This window comes from Flavobacterium cucumis, from assembly GCF_900148835.1.
Classification (GTDB): domain Bacteria; phylum Bacteroidota; class Bacteroidia; order Flavobacteriales; family Flavobacteriaceae; genus Flavobacterium; species Flavobacterium cucumis.
Genome location: NZ_FRYK01000001.1, coordinates 1,104,188 through 1,127,647, shown reverse-complemented (window position 1 = coordinate 1,127,647; position 23,460 = coordinate 1,104,188). Strand labels below are relative to the sequence as shown.

The window sequence follows — 23,460 nt, the reverse complement described above, 5'->3', positions numbered from 1 at the left end:
CCCTTTTTTTATTAAAATACATATGCTATGAAAAAAAACCTACACTACTTATTAATACTATTTTTAACTACGTTTATCACAAAAGCGCAAGTAACCATTACACCAAGTAGCTTTAACGTAAATGACCAAATTACCATTACTGTTTCAACAGCAACACAAACCTGTAACCAAATTGGAACTACACCTGCGAAAGTATACATGCATGCAGGCATAGGAGATGACGCTAATGCTTTTGGGTTTGGTGTTGTGGGAAATTGGGGTCAAGATGACAACATAGGGATAATGACAAATAACGGAAATGGCACGTGGAGCATTACAATAACTCCGAGCACCTACTTTGGTCTAAATTCAACCCAACAAGCAAACGCTACCAAACTAGGAATGGTATTCAGAAATGCTAACGGTAGTCAAACCTTAAAACTCCCTCCCTCTTGTGGCGATTTTATTTTTAACGTCGGAACTTTTCAAGTTAATCTTTCAACACCTACAAATAACAGCACAACCATAATTAACTCGGGGGGAAGTATAGCAATTGCTGCTTCAAATACTGGTGGTACAGCTAACTATAATCTAAAAGCTAATGGATTAAGTATCAACACAAACACTACTTCCAATTACACTTTTAATCCTTCAAATATTACAAATAATACAAATTACGAACTCGAAGTTACACTAGGAGGCTCAACAATAACTAGACGGTTTTCTGTAGTAGTAAATCCAACTGTAATAAACGAAACCCTACCAACAGGATTAGAGAATGGAATAAACTACTCTGTTTCAGACAATACAAAAGCAACACTAGTATTGGAAGCGCCTGGAAAAGATTTTGTTTACGTTGCAGGAACCTTCAACAATTGGAATCCAGATCATAATTATGCTATGAAAAAAGATCCTGCTACTGGTAAATTCTGGATAGAACTAAACGGATTAACTCCTGGAGTAGATTATTCCTATCAATATTGGGTAGTTGATCAAACTCCAGTAGCAAATTCTCCTGTATTAGTGAGAACTGCAGATCCTTGTTCCACAACCGTATTATCTTTCTATGACGATCAATGGATACCTAACACAAGCTATCCTAATTTACCATCATTTCCTACGGCATCTGGACAAGAAAGAGAAGTAACAATGTTAAAAACAGGGCAAACTCCGTATAATTGGATTACTACTAACTTTACAAAACCGAATAAAGATAAACTTGTAATCTATGAATTATTAATACGTGATTTCGATGTCAATAGAAACTACCAAGATGTCATCAACAGAATACAGTATTTCAAAGACCTAGGAATCAATGCCATCCAACTGATGCCTATTATGGAATTCGAAGGAAATGAAAGTTGGGGTTACAACACTTCGTTTCACATGGCTTTAGACAAATTTTATGGAACACCAGAAAAGTTCAAAGAATTAGTAGATATCTGTCATCAAAATGGGATTGCTGTAATTCTAGATATTGCTTTTAATCATGCCTTTGGAAGAAACCCAATGGTACGCATGTGGATGAACGATCCTGATGGTGATGGGTGGGGTTCTCCAAGTGTTGACAATCCATATTTCAACACAACTGCAAGACACAGTTATAGCGTTGGGGAAGATTTCAATCATACATCCACGCTAACAAAAAATTACGTAAAGCAAACTATAAAACACTGGATAACTGAATATAAAATTGATGGATTTCGTTGGGATTTAACTAAAGGATTTACTCAAAACTGTACAGGTGGAGATGACAACTGCACAAATAATTACCAACAAGATCGTGTTGATGTATTGAAAGAATATGCAGATTATTCTTGGAGTTTAGACAACGACCATTATGTGATTTTTGAACACTTAGGTTCAGATAACGAAGAACAACAGTGGGCAAACTACCGAATTAACGAGGGCAAAGGTATTATGATGTGGGGTGAAATGTGGGCTCAATACAAAGAATTAGCCATGGGTTACTCTACTCAAAACATTTCAAGAATGTCACACACAAGTCGAGGTTTTACCGGAAAGCGATTAATCGGATACCCTGAAAGCCACGATAAAGATCGAATAATGTATGAAGCCTTTACTTATGGAAATGGCGCAGGTGCATTTCCTACATTAAACAACTTGAACAATACGTTGAACCGAATGGCTTCAATTGGAGCCACAAGTATTCTAGTACCAGGCCCAAAAATGATTTGGCATTTTGCAGAATTGGGAAATAATCAATCTATATATACCTGTGCAAATGGCACAATTAATGATGAAGGATCCTTATTTCCTGGCGATTGTAAATTAGACACCAAACAGCAGGTTCAGTGGACAGAAAACTGGCTCACAGATGCAAGAAGAACTTCTATATTAAGTGACTACTCAAAGATGATTAAATTAAAGACAACCGAACCTGTTTTTATGGGAGATCATTTCATTAGCCCAGATGGAAATAATCTAAGGCAGAGAGTTTATATTTACAACAACTCCTTTACAACTGCCCAATTGAGAAATGTTGTAGTATTAGCAAATTTTTCAGTCGCTAACCTATCTATTAATCCAAATTTTCCAACTGATGCATACACTTATCCTATGACTTGGTATGATTTAATGGATAATACACCGGTAATAATTAATAATCCAACTGAGGCGATCGCGATTAACTCAGGAAAATTCAGGATTTTTGGAAACCAACCAGCATCAACGTTATCAAATAGTGATTTTGAAATTAATAACAATGAAATCAATTTATATCCTAACCCTACCAAAAGCACATTTGCAATTAGTAGCGATGCTACTCAAGTAGAAATCTATACGATAACCGGACAAATGATTCAAACATTCAAAGATATAGTTTCTAATCAAGAGATAGATATCACAAATCTTGGTACGGGAATATATTTAGTAAAAATAACGAATGCTTTCGGTCTAAGCCAAACGAAGAAATTAATAAAAGATTAGATTCCATATAGTTAGTTAAAAACAAAAATCCGATTGAAATTTTCAATCGGATTTTTTATTCTTCAAAAGCAACATTACATTAACTTGAGTTAAGTGCGGGTAAAAGGACTCGAACCTTCACACCTTGCGGCACCAGATCCTAAGTCTGGCGTGTCTACCAATTTCACCATACCCGCGTATGCTTAATTGTGGGTGCAAATATAAGGAATTGCTTTAAATATGCAAACACAAACCAATTTATTTTTAATAAAAAAACCTCTCCAGTAGAGAGGTTTTATATTATCTAAAAAAGATTATTAAGCTTCAAAAGGAATAACAGACACATACGATTTGTTTTCCCCTTTTTTCTGGAATTTTACAACTCCATCAACTTTAGCATGTAAAGTATGATCTTTACCCATGTAAACATTTTCACCTGGGTTGTGCTTTGAACCTCTTTGTCTAACAATGATGTTACCAGCAATAGCAGCTTGACCACCATAAATCTTAACGCCTAAACGTTTCGATTCTGATTCTCTACCATTCTTCGAACTACCGACACCTTTCTTGTGAGCCATGATGTTATATTTTAAATGTTATTCTTCCGTTTTTGGTTTTTTTGTAGCTTTTGCTTTTGGCTTAACTTCTTCAGCAGTTTCAGTTACTTCAACTTCTTTCTTAGCAGCCTTTTTCTTAGCTCCACCAGCAACAATTCCTTCAATTAAAATTTGAGTGAATGATTGTCTGTGACCGTTTTTCTTTTTGTAACCTTTTCTTCTTTTCTTTTTGAAAACGATTACTTTATCACCTTTTAAGTGTTGTAACACTTTGGCTTCTACTGAAGCACCTTCTACAGCTGGGGCGCCTAAAGTTACAGTTCCGTTTTCATCTAATAAAAGAACTTTATCAAAAGAAACTTTAGTTCCTTCTTCTGAAGCTAAACGGTGAACATAAACCTTTTGGTCTTTGCTTACTTTGAATTGTTGCCCTGCTATCTCTACGATTGCGTACATAACAATGATTTTAGTTAAAAATTTTAAGGTTGCAAATATACAATAATTTCTAAACCAAACAACTAAATTTACAACAATTATATAATCAAACCATAAGATTGCAAAAGAAATTCAAATCAATCTGTAACAAAAACATCCAAATCGCGTCAAATTTGAATATTAAACAAATTAATAACGTATGAAAAAATCTTTAATGGCTTTGGGTACTGCACTAATGCTTGGCGGAACTGCTTCTGCTCAAAAAGTAACATTCGAGGAATTTGATTTAGACAACGGATTGCATGTTGTACTTCATCAAGATAATTCAGCACCAGTGGTAATTACTTCGGTAATGTATCATGTGGGGGCAAAAGACGAACAACCGAACCGTACTGGTTTTGCACATTTTTTTGAACACCTTTTATTTGAAGGAACAAAAAACATCGGTAAAGGGGAATGGTTTAAATTAGTTACCGCAAACGGAGGAAACAATAATGCAAACACTACTGATGACAGAACGTATTATTATGAAGTTTTCCCTTCAAACAACTTAGAATTGGCTATTTGGATGGAATCTGAAAGATTGATGCATCCAGTAATTGATCAAAAAGGAGTTGACACACAAAACGAAGTAGTTAAAGAAGAAAAAAGACTTCGTGTTGACAACCAACCTTATGGAAACTTGATCAAGGCAGTTAAAGAAAACATGTTTAAAGTACACCCATATCGCTGGACAACCATAGGTGAAATGGAACATTTAGACGCTGCAACACTTGAAGAATTTCTTGCTTTTAACAAAAAATTCTACGTTCCTAACAATGCTGTTTTAGTCATAGCAGGTCAATTTGATAAAGCACAAGCTAAAGAGTGGGTAAAAAAATATTTTAGCCCAATTCCAAAAGGAGCACCTGTAACTCGTCAGCAATATGAAGAAGCTCCAATTACAAAAGAATTTAAAGCTACTTGGCAAGATCCAAACATTCAACTCCCAATGTTAGTAGCTTCTTACAGAACTCCTTCTATGAAGTCTCGTGACGCTCGAGTTTTAGATATGATTTCAACGTACCTTTCTGATGGTAAAAGTTCGAAATTATTCAAAAAGATTGTAGATGAGAAAAAAATGGCATTACAAATTGGAGCTTTCAATTACACTCAAGAAGATTATGGAATGTATTTAATCTATGGTATACCAATGGGAGAAAACACTACAGAAGCTATCTTGAAAGAAATTGATGAAGAAATCGTTAAAATTCAGAACGAGTTAATTTCAGAGAAAGATTTTCAAAAACTTCAAAATAAATTTGAAAGTAATTATGTTAGCAAGAATGCTTCAGTAGAAGGAATTGCTGATAACCTAGCAACGTATTACATGTTGTATGGAGATATTAATTTAATTAATACCGAAATCGATATTTACCGTTCAATTACGAGAGAAGAAATTAGAGAAGTAGCTAAAAAATATCTAGGTTCTAACCAAAGATTAATTTTAGATTATGTTCCTGCTAAAGATAAAGCTCAAAACTAAGATTGAAAAACATATGAAAAAATTTATATACATAGCAGCCAGTTTATTTTTAACAATAACTATGCAAGCACAAGATAGATCACAACCTAAACCAGGACCTGCTCCAACTATCAATATTAACAAACCTCAAAGCTTTGTATTAAAAAATGGCTTAAAAGTTTTGGTTGTAGAAAATCACAAATTACCAAGAGTTTCTTTTAATCTTTCATTAGACAATCCACCCTACGCAGAAGGAAATAAAAAAGGAGTTTCAGATATTTTAAGCGGTATGCTAGGAAATGGAACTCAAACCATCAATAAAAATGCATTTAATGAAGAAATCGATTTCTTAGGAGCCGATATTAATTTCTATTCCTCAGGTGCTTTTGCGAATGGCCTTTCTAGATACTCAAAAAGAATCTTAGAATTAATGGCGGATGGCGCATTGAATCCATTATTTGACAAAGCCGAATTTGACAAAGAAAAAGAAAAAATAATTGAAGGTTTAAAAGCTGATGAGAAAAGTGTTTCTGCTATTGCTCGTAGAGTAGAAAACGTATTAACTTATGGAAAGGAACACTACAAAGGGGAATTCACAAGCGAAGAAACTTTAAAAAATGTAACCTTTGAAGATGTAATTCTAAACTACAATACTTACTTTGTACCAGCAAATGCTTACTTAGTAATTGTAGGAGATGTAAATTTTAAAGAAGTTAAAAAGGAAGTAGAAAAACTTTTTGGCAGCTGGAAAAAGGCAACCGCTCCTCAATTGTCTTATAGCGAGCCTAAAGATGTTCAATACAGTCAAATCAACTTTATTGATGCACCAAATGCGGTACAATCTGAAATCGCCCTAGTAAATTTATCTAATTTAAAAATGACAGATAAAGAATATTTTTCTGTATTGTTAGCTAACCAAATCTTAGGTGGTGGTGGTGAAGGAAGATTGTTCCTAAATCTTCGTGAAAAACACGGTTGGACATATGGGGCTTACTCTTCAATCGGAGCTGGAAAATACATAAATAAATTCCGTTCAAGTGCTTCTGTAAGAAATACAGTAACTGACAGTGCCGTTGTTGAGTTTTTTAATGAACTAAAACGCATTAGAACAGAACTTGTATCAGAAGAGGATTTAAAAAATGCTAAAGCAAAATACGTAGGTAACTTCGTAATGCAAATTGAAAAACCATCCACTATTGCTGGTTATGCTTTAAACAAAGAAACACAAGGTTTACCAGAAGATTTTTACGAAAACTACATTAAAAATATCAACGCTGTTACTGCAGAAGACATAAAAAATGCAGCGAACAAATATTTCTTATCTGACAAAACAAGAGTGGTTATCGTAGGAAAAGCAGGTGATGTTTTACCCGGATTGGAAGCGATGAGTAAAAGAGAAAAATTACCGATTTTTTATTTTGACAAATACGGTAACCCTACAGAAAAGCCTGAAGTTAAAAAACCAATTCCTGCCGGTGTAACAACCCAAACCGTTTTAAACAATTACATCAATGCAATTGGAGGCGAAAAAGCAGTGAATGGTGTAAAAACTTTAGCTATCTTTTCTTCTGGAACCGTTCAAGGAACTCCTTTAGAAATAATAACAAAATCAGCACCTAAAAAGCTTAGCGTTGAAACCAAAGCAATGGGAATGACATACCTTAAACAAGTAGTGAATGAAAAAGTAGCTTACGCAATACAGCAAGGTCAAAGAGTTGATTACAAAGACCAAGAATTAAAAGATATGCAAGCAGAAGCCGCTACATTTGTAGAATTGACAATGCTTAACAACGCAGCAGCTACATTAACTGGAATTGAAAATATCAATGGAAATGATGCTTATGTGATCAAGAAAGGCAAAGCTACATATTACTATGATGTAAAATCAGGATTCAAAGTTGCAGAAGCAAAAGAACTTGAACAACGTGGTCAAAAAATGACACAAACGGTATATTTCCAAGATTATAAAGATGTAAAAGGCTTGAAATTTCCTTACAAGACTATTATGAATGTTGGAATGGAAATCGAGTTAATAACTTCAGAAGTTAAAATTAACGAAGGAGTTACAGATGCTGATTTTCAATAATCAGAACGCAAAAAATAAAAAAAACGCTCAATGAGCGTTTTTTTTATTTCTTACTCGAAAAATATACTCCAATCAATACAATTAAAGCACCAAACAATTGAACAACTGAAAGTGTTTCATTCATAAAGAGATAGCCTAAAACAAAAGCCACAACTGGAATAATATAAGTTACCGAAGAAGCAAAAACCGGAGAAGAAAGTTGGATTAGTTTAAAGAACAAAATATTCGAAAATCCAGTACCAACAACACCCAAAATGGCAATAAAACCTAATGAAGTTTGTACTTTCGTTTCGTGAACAATATCAAAAAAACCCGTGAAATACAAAACCAATAAAGCAGGAAAAAACATAATTAAAAAATTCCCAGTACTTATTGTTAAAGGCTTTAAATCTGATAGGTACTTCTTGATTAGGTTAACATTAATACCATAAAAAAGCGAAGCGATTACAATTAAAAAAGCGTAATAATAATTTTCTGTTGTGTTTTCTCCATCACCAAACAAAACCAACAAAGCACAGCCAACAAAACCTATGATTACTCCAAAAACTTGGCTTCTTTGCACACTCATTCCAAAAAAAAGCAATCCTACCAATAAAGTATTCAATGGCGTTAACGAATTTAAAATTGAACTTATGGAACCATCAATCTTAGAAAGTGCAAATGCAAACAAAAAAGCAGGAACAAAGGTACCACACAATGCAGTCAAAGCAATATACTTCCACTTATAAGAAGGTATTTTAGAAACATGCTTAAAGCCAACAACAATTAAAAAAATAGCAGCAAAAAGTATTCTTAAACTTCCCAATTGAATTGAGTTAACACCTTTCAAACCCAATTGCATTAAGATAAATGAACTACCCCAAACACAACCTAGAAAACCTAATAAATACCATTTTGTAGAATTATTTTCCATGACACTAATTTATCCGTCAAAATTCAAGCTTTATTTTGAAAATAGCACTATGATTTTTTGTAATTTTGTAATGTCTTTATTTAGAGGCTAATAATTTAACATTTACTCCTATGAAAAACTTAAAGAATATTGGATTATCGTTTTTAATGATCATTGCTTTATCAAGCTGTAAAAAAGAAGCGACAGAATTGGCAGTAGAAGAAACGAAAAAAGAAATCGTTTCAGAGGCTGATTTAGCTAAAATGCAAACAGCAAGTTTCACAATTGATGGAATGACTTGCGCAATGGGGTGTGCAAAAACTATCGAAAATAAACTAGCTTCTCAAGCAGGTGTTGGACAAGCTGTAGTTGATTTTGAAACTAAAATTGCAACTGTAAAATTTGATTCTGAAAAGCAATCACTTGAATCCTTAACTAAAACTATTGAAGCGGTTGCTGGTGGCGATTCTTACAAAGTAACAGACTCAAAGAAAATGTAATTTCATATGTCATTCTGAACTTGTTTATCTTCCTTGTAACTTCAAAATTTAAGAAGTGTTTCTCTTTTAAATTTTAGAAGCTAAAGCAGGTTCAGAGTGACAATGTTGTTTTGGTTTATTTCCACTCTAATGTTTCCATAATTCTTCGCATATCTTCTTTCAAATATTCAGCTGCAGGCAAAATAGAATCAAAATTAGGTTTTGCGTAAAAATAAACACTTCCTGTAAGAAAATTTTTTGTACTATCTGTCAAATAAAACTGAGCGTTGGTAGCTGCATTTCCACCTACCTCATAAAACATTCCGTAGACCCTCTTTTTTTTGTTTATGAAAGGCTGTTCTAAAATATCGTCCGCTTTGATAACATGTTCGTAGGTAAGCTTTTGCGCATCACGCAGAAGATTATCAATATTATTTACAACTGGTTTATGAGTTAAATAAATTGTGGCTTTCATTCTAGGATAATTGATTTCAAAAGAACAATCATTTTCTTTAACCACACTTAAGTTATTGGTTTTAAATCGGATCGAACAATCCGCATCATAATTTACATATTGAGGAGCAGGATATTCTAATCGTAAAAAACTACTAGGCTTAGGCACAACCTCTTCTTTACAGGCAGCAAAGGCTAACGCCAAAACCAATAAACTTAACTTATATATAAAATCTTTCATACAATTATTGCAAAGTTACTTTAATCTGTTTTATTCTTCTTTTATCAACATTTTCAACGGTAAAAGTAATATCTTTAAATAAAATCGTCTGTTTAATCTTTGGAAAATTTCCAGAAATCTCTAATATAAAACCAGCTAAGGTCTCAGCTTCACCTTTAGCCTCTTCAAAATCTTGATCATCTATATTTACAACTCTATAAAAATCTTTTAAACTAGTTTTACCTTCAAATAAGAAGTTCTTTTCATCATATTTAACATATAAAATTTCGTCATCATCAAACTCATCACTTATATCACCAACAATTTCCTCTAAAACATCTTCCAAGGAAACTATCCCCGAGGTACCACCATACTCATCTACAACTATGGCCAAATGGTTTTTCATGGTTTGAAAATCTTTTAACAAATTGTCCAATTTTTTATTCTCAGGGACAAAAAAAGGTTCACGAATCAGTGTCTTCCAATCAAAATCTGTTTCATCTATATGGGGTATCAAATCTTTTATAAACAAAACACCTTCTATTTGATCAATATTTTCTCTACAAATTGGAACCCTAGAATATCCTTTTTCAATAATTTTCGGCATGATCTCGGCAAAAGATTCATCAATCTTTAATGAAAAAACATCGATTCTTGGACTCATAACTTGTTTAACATCTGTGTTACCAAAAGTAACAATCCCTTCCAAAATCTTGTGTTCCTCTACAGTTGTCTCCGACTGTTGCGTTAGCTCTAAAGCTTGTGAAAGCTGATCTACTGAAAAATTACTTTTTTGAATACTCAATTGTTTTTCAACAAACAAGATAATATTACGCATTGGAACACTTATAGGAGACAAAATTTTAGTTATTACAGAAAGTGGTACTGCAACTTTTTTTGCAAACAATACGTTATTTCTATTAGCGTAGATCTTTGGCAATACTTCTCCAAACAACAATATTAAGAAAGTAACAAGTACTACTTCAATAACAAACCGCAATAAAGGTGAAGTAATAGCATTAAAAAATCTGCCACTAAAAGAAGAAAAGAAAATAACAATTGTAATATTCACAAAATTGTTAGCTACGAGAATAGTAGCTAACAATTTCTTGGGTTTTTCTAATAATTTGGAAATTAAATTCCCTTTATCGTAGCTGTCCTGAAGCAAATCATCTATATCCTTCTTAGATAAAGAAAACAAAGCCACTTCAGAACCTGAAATAAACGCAGAAATAATTAATAAAGAAACTAAAACAAAAAAATTAATAAGCAATTCAAAATCGATAAATTGCAAAAAACTGGGATCAGAATCCAAATTAAACAAATTTAGTTAAACATTAAAATCATCAGGTGCGCTTCCACTAGGCAAAGAAGACTTAGATAAATCCGTTTCTTTTTTAGTGGTTAAAAATGTAAATTCTGTTACTTGAATCTCAGTTGTATATTTTGTAGCACCGTCTTCTGCTTGCCATTGACGAGATTTAATTCGTCCTTCAATGTAAATTTTATCACCCTTGGAAAGGTATTTTTCACAAATTTCGGCTGCTTTATTCCGAACAACTATATTATGCCATTCCGTAGAAGTAATTTTTTCTCCAGTAGTCTTATTAATGTACACCTCGTTCGTAGCTAAAGGAAAACGTCCGATACAATTACCACCTTCAAAGTAATGCATTTTAACTTCGTCACCTAGATGACCTATTAAAATAACCTTGTTTAATGTTCCGTTCATGGCTTATAAATTTTATTAGGGTTAATCAAAAATAGTAATTTAAAGTGAATTATAATAATTTGCAACAATAAAATTATGAATCACTATTGGAAAAGGGAGTTTTTCAATTTCTGTAAATGATTTTGAATCAGGCAATTTTGATGCGAACTGTACCTCAAAAAAGCGAATGTTCAACTGTTGATGGGATAGTTTGTGAAGAATACTTTTGCTATGCAACGAGACAATATCAATTGGCTTTTCGTTAAAAAATTGCATCTTCAAAACTTGATCCATGATTTCGGTTTCCGATAACGGCAATTCTGTTTCTAAAACGGGAAACTCATATAAGTTTTCCCAAATCCCTTTCCCTTCACGCTTTTGAACAATAAAATTTGCATCAGCATCTTTTAAGATTAGATAATTTAAATAACGTAAAGAAATCTTTGTCTTTTTAGTTTTCACTGGCAGCGCATTTACCTTTTTATTTTGAAGTCCAGCACAACTTGAATTCAGTGGACATGATTCGCAATTTGGGTTTTTTGGAGTACATTGCAACGCACCAAACTCCATGATAGCTTGGTTAAATAGGGCTGGATTTTTTTTATCCAACACTTCTTGTGCTAATTGTTGAAACTCTATTTTGGTTTTTGGCAAAGAAATATCGCTTGTAACATTAAAATAACGACTCAACACCCTATAGACGTTTCCATCTAGAACTGCTACAGGCTCATCAAATGAAAAGGAAGCGATTGCGGCTGCGGTGTAATCACCAACACCCTTCAACATCAATAATTCTTTATAAGTTGACGGAAATTTGCCATTCAATTCAAAAGCAATATATTTAGCTGTGGTGTGTAAGTTTCTGGCTCTGGAATAATATCCCAGACCCTGCCAAAGTTTAAGTACTTGTTCTTCTTCAGCTTTTGCCAAGTCAAAAACAGTAGGGAAAGCTTCCGTAAAAGATAAAAAATAAGGCAAACCTTGCGCCACTCGCGTTTGTTGTAGCATGATTTCAGATAGCCAAATCCAATACGGATCAGTAGTGTTTCGCCATGGCAAGTCACGCTTGTTTTGTAAATACCAATGAATTAAAGAGTTAGAAAATTCCATTTTTTTATATTGGGGCAACAAAAATAAATCTTTAGTAATTAAAATTTAATCAATTAAGGTTGAATTATTGTTTTTTTAATTCTTATATTTGCAAACTCAAAAAAATACACAAAATATAAATACGAAAGAAAATGACGAAAGCAGATATCGTAGCGAAAATTTCAGAGAAATTAGGACTTGAAAAAGGAGATGTTCAAGCAACAGTTGAGACTTTTATGGAAGAAGTGAAAAACTCGTTAGAAACTGGTGACAATGTTTATTTAAGAGGTTTTGGTAGTTTTATCATAAAAACAAGAGCTGAAAAAACAGGTAGAAACATTTCTAAAAACACTACAATTAAAATTCCTGCACATAACATTCCAGCATTCAAACCAGCTAAAGTGTTTGTAGAAAGCGTTAAAGAAAAAACAGAAGTTACAGTATAAAAACTATTTATTAATCTAAACACCAACATGTTATGCCAAGTGGTAAAAAAAGAAAAAGACATAAGGTAGCAACTCACAAACGTAAGAAAAGAGCGAGAGCAAACCGTCATAAAAAGAAAAAGTAGTTTAAAACTACTTTTTCTTTTTTAGAAAAAAGTTCATTGAAATGAATCAATTTAAAGATTGATTCCCAGGTACAACTGCCTGTAAAAAATGTTTAATCCATCTGTACGAGTAAAATTTAGAATTTAGAAATCAGGATTTAGAATTTTTCTAACTTCTATCCTCTATTTTCTAACTTTAAAAGTATGGATAAAAATGTACTGCATGAACAAAGAGTTAATTATTAGATCTGGTTCAGACGCTGTAGATTTTGCCTTATTAAAAGATGGAAAACTAATAGAATTACACAAAGAAGAAGAAAAACAAAGTAATTTTGCGGTGGGTGATATTTTTATTGCTAAAATCCGTAAACCTGTGGCTGGTTTAAATGCCGCCTTTGTAAACTTAGGCCATGAAAAAGATGCATTTTTGCATTATCATGATTTAGGTCCCAACTTACCTTCTTTGATGAAATTTATTAAACTTGTAAGCGCAGGTAAATTAAAAGATTATTCACTCAAAAATTTTCCTTTTGAAGCTGAAATTGATAAAGATGGTGCTATAACTGATATTCTTAGTGCTAATCAATCCGTTTTAGTTCAGGTGGTGAAAGAACCTATTTCGACTAAAGGTCCCAGAATTAGTTCTGAGATTTCGTTAGCAGGAAGATACGTAGTTTTAGTTCCTTTTTCAGATCGCGTTTCTGTTTCGCAAAAAATAGAATCAAGAGAAGAAAAAGACCGATTAAAACGATTGGTTCAATCTATCAAACCAAAAGGATTCGGTGTTATTGTGCGAACAGTAGCCGAAGGCAAAAAAGTAGCCGAACTAGATAAAGATCTACAAACATTGATGGACCGTTGGTCTGCGATGTGTAGGAGACTACAAACAGCTCATCATCCATCAAAAGTATTAGGAGAACTTAACAAAGCCTCCTCAATATTACGTGATGTATTTAATGATACCTTCACAGGAATTCATGTCGATGATGAAGATTTGTATCTTGAAACGAAGGAGTATTTGCAAGAGATAGCTCCGGATAAAGTGTCTATCGTAAAACACTATCAGTCTAAAGAACTGCCTCTTTTTGAAAAATATAATATCGAGCGACAAATAAAAACGTCTTTTGGGAAAACAGTTTCCATGAGTAAAGGTGCTTATCTGATTATCGAACATACAGAAGCTTTACACGTTATTGACGTAAACAGTGGAAATCGTTCTAGTAAAGCAACTAACCAAGAAGATACTGCTCTAGAAGTTAATATGATTGCTGCAGCTGAAATTGCACGTCAGTTACGACTTAGAGACATGGGCGGAATTATTGTAGTGGATTTCATTGATATGCAAAATCCAGAAAATCGTAAAGTATTATACGATTTCTTAAAAGAAGAAATGAGTGACGATAAGGCCAAGCATAAAATCTTGCCTCCTAGTAAGTTTGGATTAATTCAAATTACTAGACAAAGAGTTAGACCTGAAGTCAACATTAAAACAAGAGAAGAAGACCCCAATAATGAACATGGGGAAATTGAAGCTCCAATTTTAATCGTTGATAAAATTGCGTCTGACCTTGAACGCATTATTAAAGACCATAAAAAGGTTGTTCTAAACACACACCCTTTCGTGGCAGCATACCTTACTAAAGGTTTTCCATCCTTACGTTCGAAATGGTATTTCGAACATAAGAAATGGGTGAAAATCATACCTCGTGACGCTTACACGTACCTAGAATATCATTTCTTTGACAAAGAAGGAAATGAAATTATAGTAAAATAACATAGGATGTATCCTATAAATCAAAACCGCCTTTCGTGAGATTGGCGGTTTTTTTATACCTGAAGTCCACTGGACTTCCTCCTCTTAATATCAAATCTCGTGACGCTTACACGTACCTAGAATATCATTTCTTTGACAAAGAAGGAAATGAAATTATAGTAAAATAACATAGGATGTATCCTATAAATCAAAACCGCCTTTCGTGAGATTGGCGGTTTTTTTATACCTGAAGTCCACTGGACTTCCTCCTCTTAATATCAAATCTCGTGACGCTTACACGTACCTAGAATATCATTTCTTTGACAAAGAAGGAAATGAAATTATAGTAAAATAACATAGGATATATCCTATAAATCAAAACCGCCTTTCGAAAGATTGGCGGTTTTTTCACTCATTCAAATTGTACTCTTCGCCTTATTTCATTACCAAATTCATCTACCACTGTAATGACATGAAATCCTGTTGTAGCAAAAATAGGTTTCTCATGGAAGGTCTTGGTGTTTCCTACATACTTATCATCTAAATACCAAAACAACTCTGCATCGGAATTAGAATGTGCTACTTTAATGATAGCGGGTTGTAGTTTACTTTCAAAATCTTTAGTAAGTATGATTTTGGTATTCGCTTTGGGATAAATAAAATCCATACGTTTGTCTTGTAAAGCATCGACACAATCGCTTCTATAAGGTGGTAAATTTTGATAATTTACATTCTTACTCTTATAATACCATTCCATAACTGGCGGCAAAACAAACCAAGATTTGGTTGTCATTTCATGAACACTTTCGCAATTACTATTTACTCTAAATTGCTGATTTTTATCTAAATGAATGATTTTATGATACGGACAATTACCTGTTTTTTTGGCGGTTTTTGGAATCCATTGTTTGATTTTTGGACAATGTTCTTGTGCTAAATAACCCGAAAGCTCACAAACTTCAACAGGAACTAAATCTTTATACGGCATTTCAAACCATTTCGATTTTGGCAATAATCTGAATACATCAAACAGAATAGGCGCTGCACTATCTACCCCAGTTAACAATGGTCTTCCTTCGCCTGTAGCATTTCCAACCCAAATTCCAACCACATAATCTTTAGTTACCCCAATTGCCCAAGCATCTCTACTTCCAAAACTTGTTCCAGTTTTCCATGCAATTTCTAGTGATGAATCGTAGAATTTCCAAGCTTCATCACCTTCTGGCCGATTGACTTCTTTCATCGCATTAAAAGTTTGCCAAATAGCGCCAGCACCAAAAATATTTTTCTTAAGAGAACTACTTCCTAAATCGAGTTGAAAATTGGCATCGTAATTCAAATTATGCATTTCATTCTTTCGATATTTAGCATCGTTTTGATTGAAATACGTCAGCGTAGATGACATGTAAGCATACGCTTTACACAAATCCCACAGATTTGATTCAGCACCACCTAAAATCAATGACAAACCATAATTGGAAGGCTGACGATTAACATTTTGCAACTTCAATTGTTGCAAATTCTCATAAAACTGATTCACAGAATAGTCTTGCAACATCAAAACCGACGGAATATTCAATGAACGCGCCAAAGCTCTACTCGCAGGAACTGCACCGTCATAGGTCAGATTGAAATTTTGAGGGGAATATCCAGAAATCTGTGTAGGAATATCAGCAACCAAAGTTTGTGGCAAAATATAACCATCATTCAACATGGCAGCATACAAAAAGGGCTTCAAAATGCTTCCAGTACTTCGTGGTGCTTCAATAATATCTACATCTTTTTGATGTTCTTTGTCTGTTGGACTATTTCCAACATACGTTATTATACCACGTGTTTGCACATCCACTACCAAAACAGAAATGTTATACACCTGATTTTGTTTGTAATAATTATAGTACTGATTTACAATTTCTTTCGTACGCTCTTGCAAATCCAATTGAATAGTAGTCTTTATTTTTTTAGCAGGATACTCTCTTGCTGCTTTTTCAACCAAATGAGGTGCTATTTGGGGAACGTCAAATGGCTTTTGAGGCAAAGTTTCTTGTAACGATAATTCATAAGTCCCTTTATCAATGACTTCTGCTTGATATAATTTTTTAAGCAATCTATTTCTTTTGACTAATAATCGTTCATGATTTTTTCCAGGATATATCAAACTTGGTGCATTAGGTAAAACTGCCAAAGTAGCTGCTTCTGCCCATGACAACTGATGCGGTTGCAATCCGAAATACTTCCATGATGCCATTTCTAAACCAACCACATTGCCTCCAAAAGGCGCATGTGCACAATACAATTCCAAAATTCTATCTTTTGAATGCCGAAATTCTAATCGTGTTGCGAGAATTATTTCAATTCCTTTTTCAAAGTAGGAACGCGATTTTCCTTTTCGGTGTAAGCGTATCACTTGCTGTGTCAACGTACTCCCGCCTCGAATTACGCGATTTGCTTTTCTATTTTGTTTGAAAGCATCATACATCGAAATTGGATTAAACCCAAAATGCCTATAAAAATATTGATCTTCAAATGCAACAATACATTTCTGAAATTTATGAGGTACACTATCACTCTCAGGAAAACGCCATTGTCCATCGGAAGCAATTTTTGCTCCTAGAAGTAGCCCTTCTTGACTTTCAATTACGGTTGAATAATTGTTCTCAAAAAGTTGTCTCGGAAGTGCGAAATAGTAAACCACCAAAAGCAAAAGGCTGATGGTAGTTTTAATTTTATTGTTTCTAATTTTAGCTTTTAATCGAGTTACTCTTTCACTATTTGTACCCATTGTCCTTTCGTTCTTGACAAATAATTATTGTCATACATCGCTTCGCATTGTACACCAGGAAAATAATAATTTCCTAAATAAGTTGCATTTAACAGCATCGTAAATGTTTTCGTTTCTTTTGTTTTAATTCCGAAATAGAATTGTGTTCTATCATCGCGAATATCTATGTAATCCGCTTTATTTTCAGCGTAATCACCAAAATCGGTATAGCGCGAGTTCATAATTTCAAATCCAGAAGGAATAATTTGTGAAAGTGCAACATTTTCCAACGATTCATCCGATTGGTTTTGAATAGTTACTTGAGCAACAATTTCAGTTCCTTGTTTCACGGAGTTTAAATTTAGAATTGTTCCTTTTCTATCTTTATAAACTACCGATGTTGAGAAGTTTTTCTGAATTTCTTTTTCTGCTCCAATAGGTAAAATGCCACTGTTTAAAACCCTAACATAAAGGGTTCCACTGTTTTTATTTTGAATTGTTACCGAATTCGAACCGTATTTCACCACTAAATTTCTATCTACAAATGCTTTTTTAGAACTAATTGTCTCCGATTTTCCAGCTACAGCATACGTCATATTAACTCCTTTTCCACCGTTTTTAAGTGCAAATTTAGACATCGCATACAAACCAAAAGCAGTAGTTTGCGTACTCATATAACGATTAGAAGATAGGTCTTTGGCTAATTTGTTTGCCATTTCATACGCTTTCGTTTTATTATCTAATAAAATATACGTTTCTAAAACCATAGCACGATTTCGTTCTTCAGAACCGTAATAATACATATATTGGCTGTCTTCTTGATTTGTTGTTATTCGTATTAACGAGAATGCAGCATTTTTTTGACCTGCTAAGGCATAAGCAGCTGCTAATCGCAATTTAGCTTCATTAGAAATTCCAGTAGTTTCTCTTAATCTGTTCATCGAACCCATATCGGCAGAACCTGATAATGCTAGCGTATATAAACGATATGCTTGCGCAAAATCGTTACGATATTGGGGATTGAATCGCCACTTTTTAGCTTCAGACTGTTGGAACGAAATCCATTTACTTTTAAATCCAATTGGTAAAACATAGCCTTTTTTCTCCGCTTCTAGCAAGAAATGTCCGGCATAAGAAGTTGCCCAATCATCTGCATAATTATTCCCTTGCCAATAACTTAATCCCCCATTTGATAGTTGGAAATTACCTAGTTTTTGAATTCCAGCATTGATATTTCGTTGAATTTCCGTTTTTTTGTTGGCATCAACATCCATAATATCTGCCAAATACAACTGAGGAAATACAGCTGAAGTGGTTTGTTCCAAACAACCATGTGGATATTGAATCAAATAACTTAATCGTCCATTAAAATTGATGGTTGGGAAAGAGGAAACTTCTAATCTTGCTTTATTACTTCCCACAACTCCAAATGTTTGCCAATGGATTTTTTTAGTACTATTTGCTGGAATCACCATATCTACATAATCATTGGTAACCGGATTTGGATTTGTAATATCGACTTCCACAGCATACGTTGATTTTTCTTTTCCTGAAGTAGCAATGACTTCTATTTTACCAACCCCTGTTACGCTACCAACTTCTAAATCAAAGTAGACTACTTTTTCATCTGGTGAATTAAAACTTACATTTTGAGTTGCCCTTCCAATGATTCTTAAGCCATTATTCGTTTTTAATTGCACATTAACGTTTTTTACTTGACTTTCCATTGCGAAAACGGTTACGGGCAACATAATTCTTTCACTTGGAGAAATTTTTCTTGGTATCGTAGCCAATACCATGACTGGTTTTCTCACAAAAGATGTTTTTTCCGAACTACCATAAGCGCTTGTTTTTGAATCGCCAGCAACAATCATTGTTCGAACAGAACCAACATAATTTGGCAAGGTAACGGTATGTGATTTGGTTTGTCCTTTTTCTAATTTGAAGGGCCCTAAATAAATGACGACTGGTTTAAATCGATTGGCTTTCTTTGCATTTCCACCTGCTAAATCCTGATCACCTCCAATACTGAAAATTTGGTTGATTTTCCCACCATAAGCACCAATTACGTCATCATAAACATCCCAAGTTTTCACACCAAGTGCTTGTCTAGAATAGAATTTGTCCCAAGCATTTGGCGTTTTAAAACGGGTTAAATCTAACAAACCATCATCTACAATTGCAATGGTATATGTCATTTCTTTACCTGATTTTTCACTAACTTTTAAGGTGGTTTTTTGCTCTGGTTTCAAAACCGCTGGAAGCGTTACTTCTGGCTGTAAAACGGTATTTTTATTAATAACTTCTACTGGTAAAATTCCGTACATTCTAATTGGGGTATCGTTTATTGTAGAAGCATGTGGCTTTAACAACGAAATGTGAAAATATACATTTGGTGCCATATCACCTGTGATAGGAACTTCCACTTGTGTTTCCCCTTTTTTTGTAGTTGCCCAAAGCGTTTTGATAACTTTAGATCCATTCTCTACCGAAATCAAAGCTCTTCCACCTTCACTTGACGGAAAAGAAACGATAGCATTTTCACCTACGTTATACTTCTCTTTATTAGTTGTAAACACTAACATATTGGCTGTTTCAGCACTTCCCTGACGGGATTTTACTGACCAATACGGCCAATCGATGTAAGAAGTTAAGCTTGTTGCATGACCTTCATTTGTGTCTTCTACACGAATTAAATATCTCCCCCAATCAGCTTCTGGAATTTTAAATTGAAAACTTGCTTTTCCTGACGCATTAGTTGAAATCACATAATTTCTGTAGGCTGTTGTTACTTCAGAGGAATTGTATTTTGATAAATCATCCCCATTGGAATTCCACCACCAACGCCATTCCACTTTGTACACACGAACTTCTAGATTTTTAACTGATTTCGGCTTACCCAATTCGTCCAGTGTCACTATATCATATCGATTTACTTTTTCAGTTTCTAACAAACCATATTTGTTAGGTTCAGGTGCTTTTATTCCAACATAAGTTTTATATGGAGAATACACTGCTGTAGCTACATCTGTACTAAAATCACCACCATTTTCAAAAGCTTTCGTTTGAAAAACCATTTTCAATTTCCCTGGTGCTTGACTCGTAATTTTAGGTTGAATATTAACTTTAGTTTTTCCAAATTCATCTACTTTTCCTGAAAAAACGTTTATTTCTTCTGTGTAGAATTTCCGAACATCATCATCAAAATCATATTTTTCAAATTTTTTGAAAATAGTTTGTTGCTGTAGAAATTTAACTTGCATCTCAACTTTTAAATTTTTCGCAACTGCTCCATGCAACCAAGCAATTTCAACTTCACCACCGTTAAGCCTACTGCCCGAAAGTTGTTTCTCTGCAAAAGTATTTTTAATTTTTAAACGGTTAGGTTTGATCGTTTCAATCTTAATACTTTTATAAAAATGCACCCCACCTACCGAAATTTTGGCTTCCCAATTCCCTGTTGGATCATTCTCTTTAGTGACTAATTTGAATTTGTAATGGTTTAAATCATTATATTTTTGAACCATTTGGTAACGCATTTTCCCTTTAGGATCACTTAATTTAAAAATAATGGGATGCGTTTTTTCTAATTTACTTTCAACATCATTCAACATAAACGCCAAATGCAAGGTATCCCCTGGACGCCAAACCCCTCTTTCACCATAAATGAAACCTTTTAACCCTTTTTGAAGTGCTTCACCACCCACGTCAAAATTACTTACAGATAAGGATTGTCCTTCATCTAACTTCACGTAGGTTGTATTATTATCTTTTGATACAATCGCAAAAAAGGCATACTTTTTTAATTCCGTTTTAGCAATTCCTTCGCTATCGGTTGTAATCGTTTCTAAAAGTTGCTGCTGAAAGTTATACAATTCAATTTTTGCTGCCGCAACGGGCTCTGTTGAAACAATATTATTCACCGCAAAAATATAGGAGCCATTGCCTCCACGCTTGGCAATTACACCCAAATCAGATGCAATTACATTAGTAAAAACAGTATTGTTATAATAATACGAATCCGAACATGGATCTTCTCTTTCGTACCAATCATAACCTTCGTAATAGTAATCATCATAATAATCTTGATTACTTCTCACTTCCTCATCTTGAACTTCTTCCTCCTCATTACCTTCATCTACAAATGGTGAAGCACATTTGTAAAGTGAATATTTGCGTTTATACGATATTTCAACACGGTAAATGGCCCCTGGATTTGGGGTAATGATATTAGCCAAATCAATAGCATATGCATTCCATTTTCCTGAATTCTGTAATTTACTTTTATTTAATATAATGGTTTTTTTAACTATAGGTTGGGCCACTTTTCTTAAATTTCGACTGCCATTTAACTCGTTATCTTGAAGAAATTGGAGGATATTATTTTTATAAATATGATAAACCTTAACATCAACCGCACTTAAGTTTACCGATTCGAAATTGATTTTTAAGTTATTTGAACTTGGCAAAATTGTGCCGCTTTTTATGAAACGAACTCCTGGTTTTACTTGTTCGAAACTAACTTTTTCAGAAAAATTTTGTTTCATTTTGTAGCCGTCTTCACTTTCTATACCTTGAAAAACTTCTACTAAAAGCTCCCCTTTTAAAGGTTGGTCTAAAAACACTTTAAGTAAATTTCCCGCTGTAGCAAAACGCAAATTTGTTGCTGATTCTATTTGTACTAAACCTGAAAAATCTTGATCGCGATTTAAAGGATCCGAAAAATTTAACAATAAAACTTGGTTGTTATCTTTCTCAACTTCACAAGAAACGATTTTAAAATTATTTTTTCCCGGGATATCATAAAGCATTTCGCCTTTTTGATCAATATCAAACGACGTACCGTCCCATGAAATTTTAATTTTACTGTCTTCAACTTGTCTCTTAATACTATCAATTACAAATTTGTATTCTTTTTTATTACTCAGCTCTTGGACAAACTTAACTTTTACTGTTTTATCGTCCTGATTAACCGCAATTAATTGTTTAGCCGTTTCAAAATCCAAATCATCACTTGATGTGACTACTCCGTTTAAGTATTGATAATCTTTGCTGTAGGATTGTAAATCATTAGTAGTAACCATAAAATCTTGCTTTATGGTTTTTATAGTAAAATTGAAGTCTTTTAACTTATTAGAAACATTTGTTAATTTTGATAAATGAAGTGTTATCTGATACGCTTTGTTCTGATCTAGTCTTTTATTAGGAAGGAATGCGATAGTGTTATTGGAGAGTGCTACTACTTTCCCGTCAACACTTGGACTAATCGTGAATAAATTTTCATCTAACTCTTCATTAGCTCTCCACTCTTTTTTATCAAAAGCCAAAACAACTCTAATATCACTACTTGCCGAAACTAATCCTGAACTAAAATTTAAAATATACGCTTTAAAAAGGGAAAAATCAGAGTTGAAATCTTTTGTGCTTTTAGTGCACGACATAACTACAATTAACACAAACATCAATTGTAAAAAACGAGTTGTCTTCATTAGGAAAGAGATTAGAAAGTTAGTTTGTTTTTGTTATCAACTTTATAAAGTCAAAAATCATGCAAATTCTTAAAGTAAAGATAGAAATATTTTTAAATAAAATCCTTACAAAATTTATCGCTTATTTTTAAAAAATGCTTTCATTAAATCGGCACATTCTTTTTCTAAAACACCTGAAATCACTTGAGTTTTCGGATGCAGTTGTGCTCCCATCTTTTGAAACCCTCGGTTTTCATCGGAAGCGCCAAAAACAATTTTGGAAATTTGAGACCAATACAAAGCTCCTGCACACATTTGACAAGGTTCTAAGGTCACATACAAAGTGCAACCCTTCAAATATTTCCCTCCTAAAAAATTTGCAGCACTGGTTATGGCTTGCATTTCAGCATGTGCTGTAACATCATGAAGCAATTCTGTTAAATTGTGCGTGCGTGCGATAACACGATTATCAACCACAATTACAGCACCAACAGGAATTTCGCCTTTATCAAAAGCAATTTCAGCTTCTTGAAGGGCTTTCTTCATAAAATAATCATCAGTAAAAATATGCTCCATAAGTACAAAAATACAACAA

Annotated in this window: 16 protein-coding genes and 1 tRNA gene; 6 read left to right on the top strand and 11 right to left on the bottom strand. The window is 33.6% G+C overall.

Annotation, left to right across the window (positions count from 1 at the left end):
• Window positions 1–27: 27 nt before the first annotated feature.
• Window positions 28–2,928 (top strand): alpha-amylase family glycosyl hydrolase, encoded by a 2,901-nt coding sequence (locus BUE95_RS05225; protein WP_073582071.1) that lies wholly within the window; start codon window positions 28–30, stop codon window positions 2,926–2,928.
• 94 nt (window positions 2,929–3,022) lie between these two features.
• On the opposite strand, the gene BUE95_RS05220 is transcribed toward BUE95_RS05225, so the two are convergent.
• The 3 genes from BUE95_RS05220 to rplU form a co-directional block, all read right to left on the bottom strand.
• A tRNA-Leu gene (locus tag BUE95_RS05220) sits at window positions 3,023–3,104 on the bottom strand.
• Between the two features lie 120 nt (window positions 3,105–3,224).
• A complete protein-coding gene (gene rpmA / locus BUE95_RS05215; protein ID WP_073582069.1) occupies window positions 3,225–3,485 on the bottom strand; it encodes a 50S ribosomal protein L27 in 261 nt (86 codons plus the stop codon).
• Window positions 3,486–3,503: 18 nt separating this feature from the next.
• Entirely contained in the window at window positions 3,504–3,920 is a 417-nt protein-coding gene (rplU, locus tag BUE95_RS05210; protein WP_073582067.1) for a 50S ribosomal protein L21, read from the bottom strand.
• A 178-nt stretch (window positions 3,921–4,098) separates the two neighbouring features.
• On the opposite strand from rplU, the gene BUE95_RS05205 reads away from it, so the two are divergent.
• Window positions 4,099–5,424 (top strand): M16 family metallopeptidase, encoded by a 1,326-nt coding sequence (locus BUE95_RS05205; RefSeq protein ID WP_073582065.1) that lies wholly within the window; start codon window positions 4,099–4,101, stop codon window positions 5,422–5,424.
• A 13-nt stretch (window positions 5,425–5,437) separates the two neighbouring features.
• Window positions 5,438–7,489: an insulinase family protein gene (locus BUE95_RS05200; protein ID WP_073582063.1), complete on the top strand. Its 2,052-nt coding sequence runs from the start codon at window positions 5,438–5,440 to the stop codon at window positions 7,487–7,489.
• A 43-nt stretch (window positions 7,490–7,532) separates the two neighbouring features.
• Here BUE95_RS05200 and BUE95_RS05195 read toward each other — a convergent pair whose 3' ends face one another.
• Window positions 7,533–8,402: a DMT family transporter gene (locus tag BUE95_RS05195; RefSeq protein ID WP_073582061.1), complete on the bottom strand. Its 870-nt coding sequence runs from the start codon at window positions 8,400–8,402 to the stop codon at window positions 7,533–7,535.
• 110 nt (window positions 8,403–8,512) lie between these two features.
• Between BUE95_RS05195 and BUE95_RS05190 the strand changes: the two genes are divergently transcribed.
• Window positions 8,513–8,881 carry a heavy-metal-associated domain-containing protein gene (locus tag BUE95_RS05190; protein ID WP_073582059.1) on the top strand — a complete coding sequence of 123 codons (369 nt, stop codon included), beginning with the start codon at window positions 8,513–8,515 and terminating at the stop codon, window positions 8,879–8,881.
• A gap of 115 nt (window positions 8,882–8,996) precedes the next feature.
• Here the strand turns inward: BUE95_RS05190 and gldD are convergent, their stop codons facing one another.
• From gldD to mutY, 4 genes are read right to left on the bottom strand one after another with little or no spacing between them, the layout of a single operon-like run.
• The gene (gldD, locus tag BUE95_RS05185) at window positions 8,997–9,554 is read right to left on the bottom strand and encodes a gliding motility lipoprotein GldD (protein ID WP_073582057.1); all 558 of its coding nucleotides are present in this window, start codon (window positions 9,552–9,554) and stop codon (window positions 8,997–8,999) included.
• Between the two features lie 4 nt (window positions 9,555–9,558).
• Entirely contained in the window at window positions 9,559–10,848 is a 1,290-nt protein-coding gene (gene gldE, locus BUE95_RS05180; RefSeq protein ID WP_073582055.1) for a gliding motility-associated protein GldE, read from the bottom strand.
• A gap of 15 nt (window positions 10,849–10,863) precedes the next feature.
• A complete protein-coding gene (locus BUE95_RS05175) occupies window positions 10,864–11,265 on the bottom strand; it encodes a single-stranded DNA-binding protein (RefSeq protein WP_073582053.1) in 402 nt (133 codons plus the stop codon).
• 39 nt (window positions 11,266–11,304) lie between these two features.
• A complete protein-coding gene (gene mutY / locus BUE95_RS05170) occupies window positions 11,305–12,354 on the bottom strand; it encodes an A/G-specific adenine glycosylase (protein WP_073582051.1) in 1,050 nt (349 codons plus the stop codon).
• A gap of 131 nt (window positions 12,355–12,485) precedes the next feature.
• Here mutY and BUE95_RS05165 point away from each other — a divergent pair, with 131 nt between their 5' ends.
• Both BUE95_RS05165 and BUE95_RS05160 read left to right on the top strand, forming a co-directional pair.
• Window positions 12,486–12,779, top strand: a complete 294-nt coding sequence (locus tag BUE95_RS05165) for an HU family DNA-binding protein (RefSeq protein ID WP_008254909.1) — start codon at window positions 12,486–12,488, stop codon at window positions 12,777–12,779.
• Between the two features lie 327 nt (window positions 12,780–13,106).
• Window positions 13,107–14,657, top strand: a complete 1,551-nt coding sequence (locus tag BUE95_RS05160) for an Rne/Rng family ribonuclease (protein WP_073582049.1) — start codon at window positions 13,107–13,109, stop codon at window positions 14,655–14,657.
• Between the two features lie 391 nt (window positions 14,658–15,048).
• Here the strand turns inward: BUE95_RS05160 and pbpC are convergent, their stop codons facing one another.
• The 3 genes from pbpC to BUE95_RS05145 form a co-directional block, all read right to left on the bottom strand.
• Window positions 15,049–17,418: a penicillin-binding protein 1C gene (pbpC, locus tag BUE95_RS05155; protein WP_073582047.1), complete on the bottom strand. Its 2,370-nt coding sequence runs from the start codon at window positions 17,416–17,418 to the stop codon at window positions 15,049–15,051.
• A complete protein-coding gene (locus tag BUE95_RS05150; RefSeq protein WP_073582045.1) occupies window positions 17,394–22,886 on the bottom strand; it encodes an alpha-2-macroglobulin family protein in 5,493 nt (1,830 codons plus the stop codon). Before BUE95_RS05150 ends, pbpC begins: the two co-directional genes overlap by 25 nt.
• 114 nt (window positions 22,887–23,000) lie before the next feature.
• Complete coding sequence (locus tag BUE95_RS05145; RefSeq protein ID WP_073582043.1) at window positions 23,001–23,441, bottom strand: nucleoside deaminase; 441 nt, start codon at window positions 23,439–23,441, stop codon at window positions 23,001–23,003.
• Between the last annotated feature and the right edge of the window lie 19 nt (window positions 23,442–23,460).

Coding starts and splice junctions, on each gene's coding strand:
- BUE95_RS05175 (WP_073582053.1), bottom strand. CDS start 11,265: ATGAACGGAACATTAAACAAGGTTATTTTAATAGGTCATCTAGGTGAC.
- gldD (WP_073582057.1), bottom strand. CDS start 9,554: ATGAAAGATTTTATATATAAGTTAAGTTTATTGGTTTTGGCGTTAGCC.
- BUE95_RS05205 (WP_073582065.1), top strand. CDS start 4,099: ATGAAAAAATCTTTAATGGCTTTGGGTACTGCACTAATGCTTGGCGGA.
- BUE95_RS05145 (WP_073582043.1), bottom strand. CDS start 23,441: ATGGAGCATATTTTTACTGATGATTATTTTATGAAGAAAGCCCTTCAA.
- BUE95_RS05150 (WP_073582045.1), bottom strand. CDS start 22,886: ATGAAGACAACTCGTTTTTTACAATTGATGTTTGTGTTAATTGTAGTT.
- BUE95_RS05190 (WP_073582059.1), top strand. CDS start 8,513: ATGAAAAACTTAAAGAATATTGGATTATCGTTTTTAATGATCATTGCT.
- BUE95_RS05225 (WP_073582071.1), top strand. CDS start 28: ATGAAAAAAAACCTACACTACTTATTAATACTATTTTTAACTACGTTT.
- rpmA (WP_073582069.1), bottom strand. CDS start 3,485: ATGGCTCACAAGAAAGGTGTCGGTAGTTCGAAGAATGGTAGAGAATCA.
- pbpC (WP_073582047.1), bottom strand. CDS start 17,418: ATGGGTACAAATAGTGAAAGAGTAACTCGATTAAAAGCTAAAATTAGA.
- BUE95_RS05195 (WP_073582061.1), bottom strand. CDS start 8,402: ATGGAAAATAATTCTACAAAATGGTATTTATTAGGTTTTCTAGGTTGT.
- mutY (WP_073582051.1), bottom strand. CDS start 12,354: ATGGAATTTTCTAACTCTTTAATTCATTGGTATTTACAAAACAAGCGT.
- BUE95_RS05160 (WP_073582049.1), top strand. CDS start 13,107: ATGAACAAAGAGTTAATTATTAGATCTGGTTCAGACGCTGTAGATTTT.
- BUE95_RS05200 (WP_073582063.1), top strand. CDS start 5,438: ATGAAAAAATTTATATACATAGCAGCCAGTTTATTTTTAACAATAACT.
- rplU (WP_073582067.1), bottom strand. CDS start 3,920: ATGTACGCAATCGTAGAGATAGCAGGGCAACAATTCAAAGTAAGCAAA.
- BUE95_RS05165 (WP_008254909.1), top strand. CDS start 12,486: ATGACGAAAGCAGATATCGTAGCGAAAATTTCAGAGAAATTAGGACTT.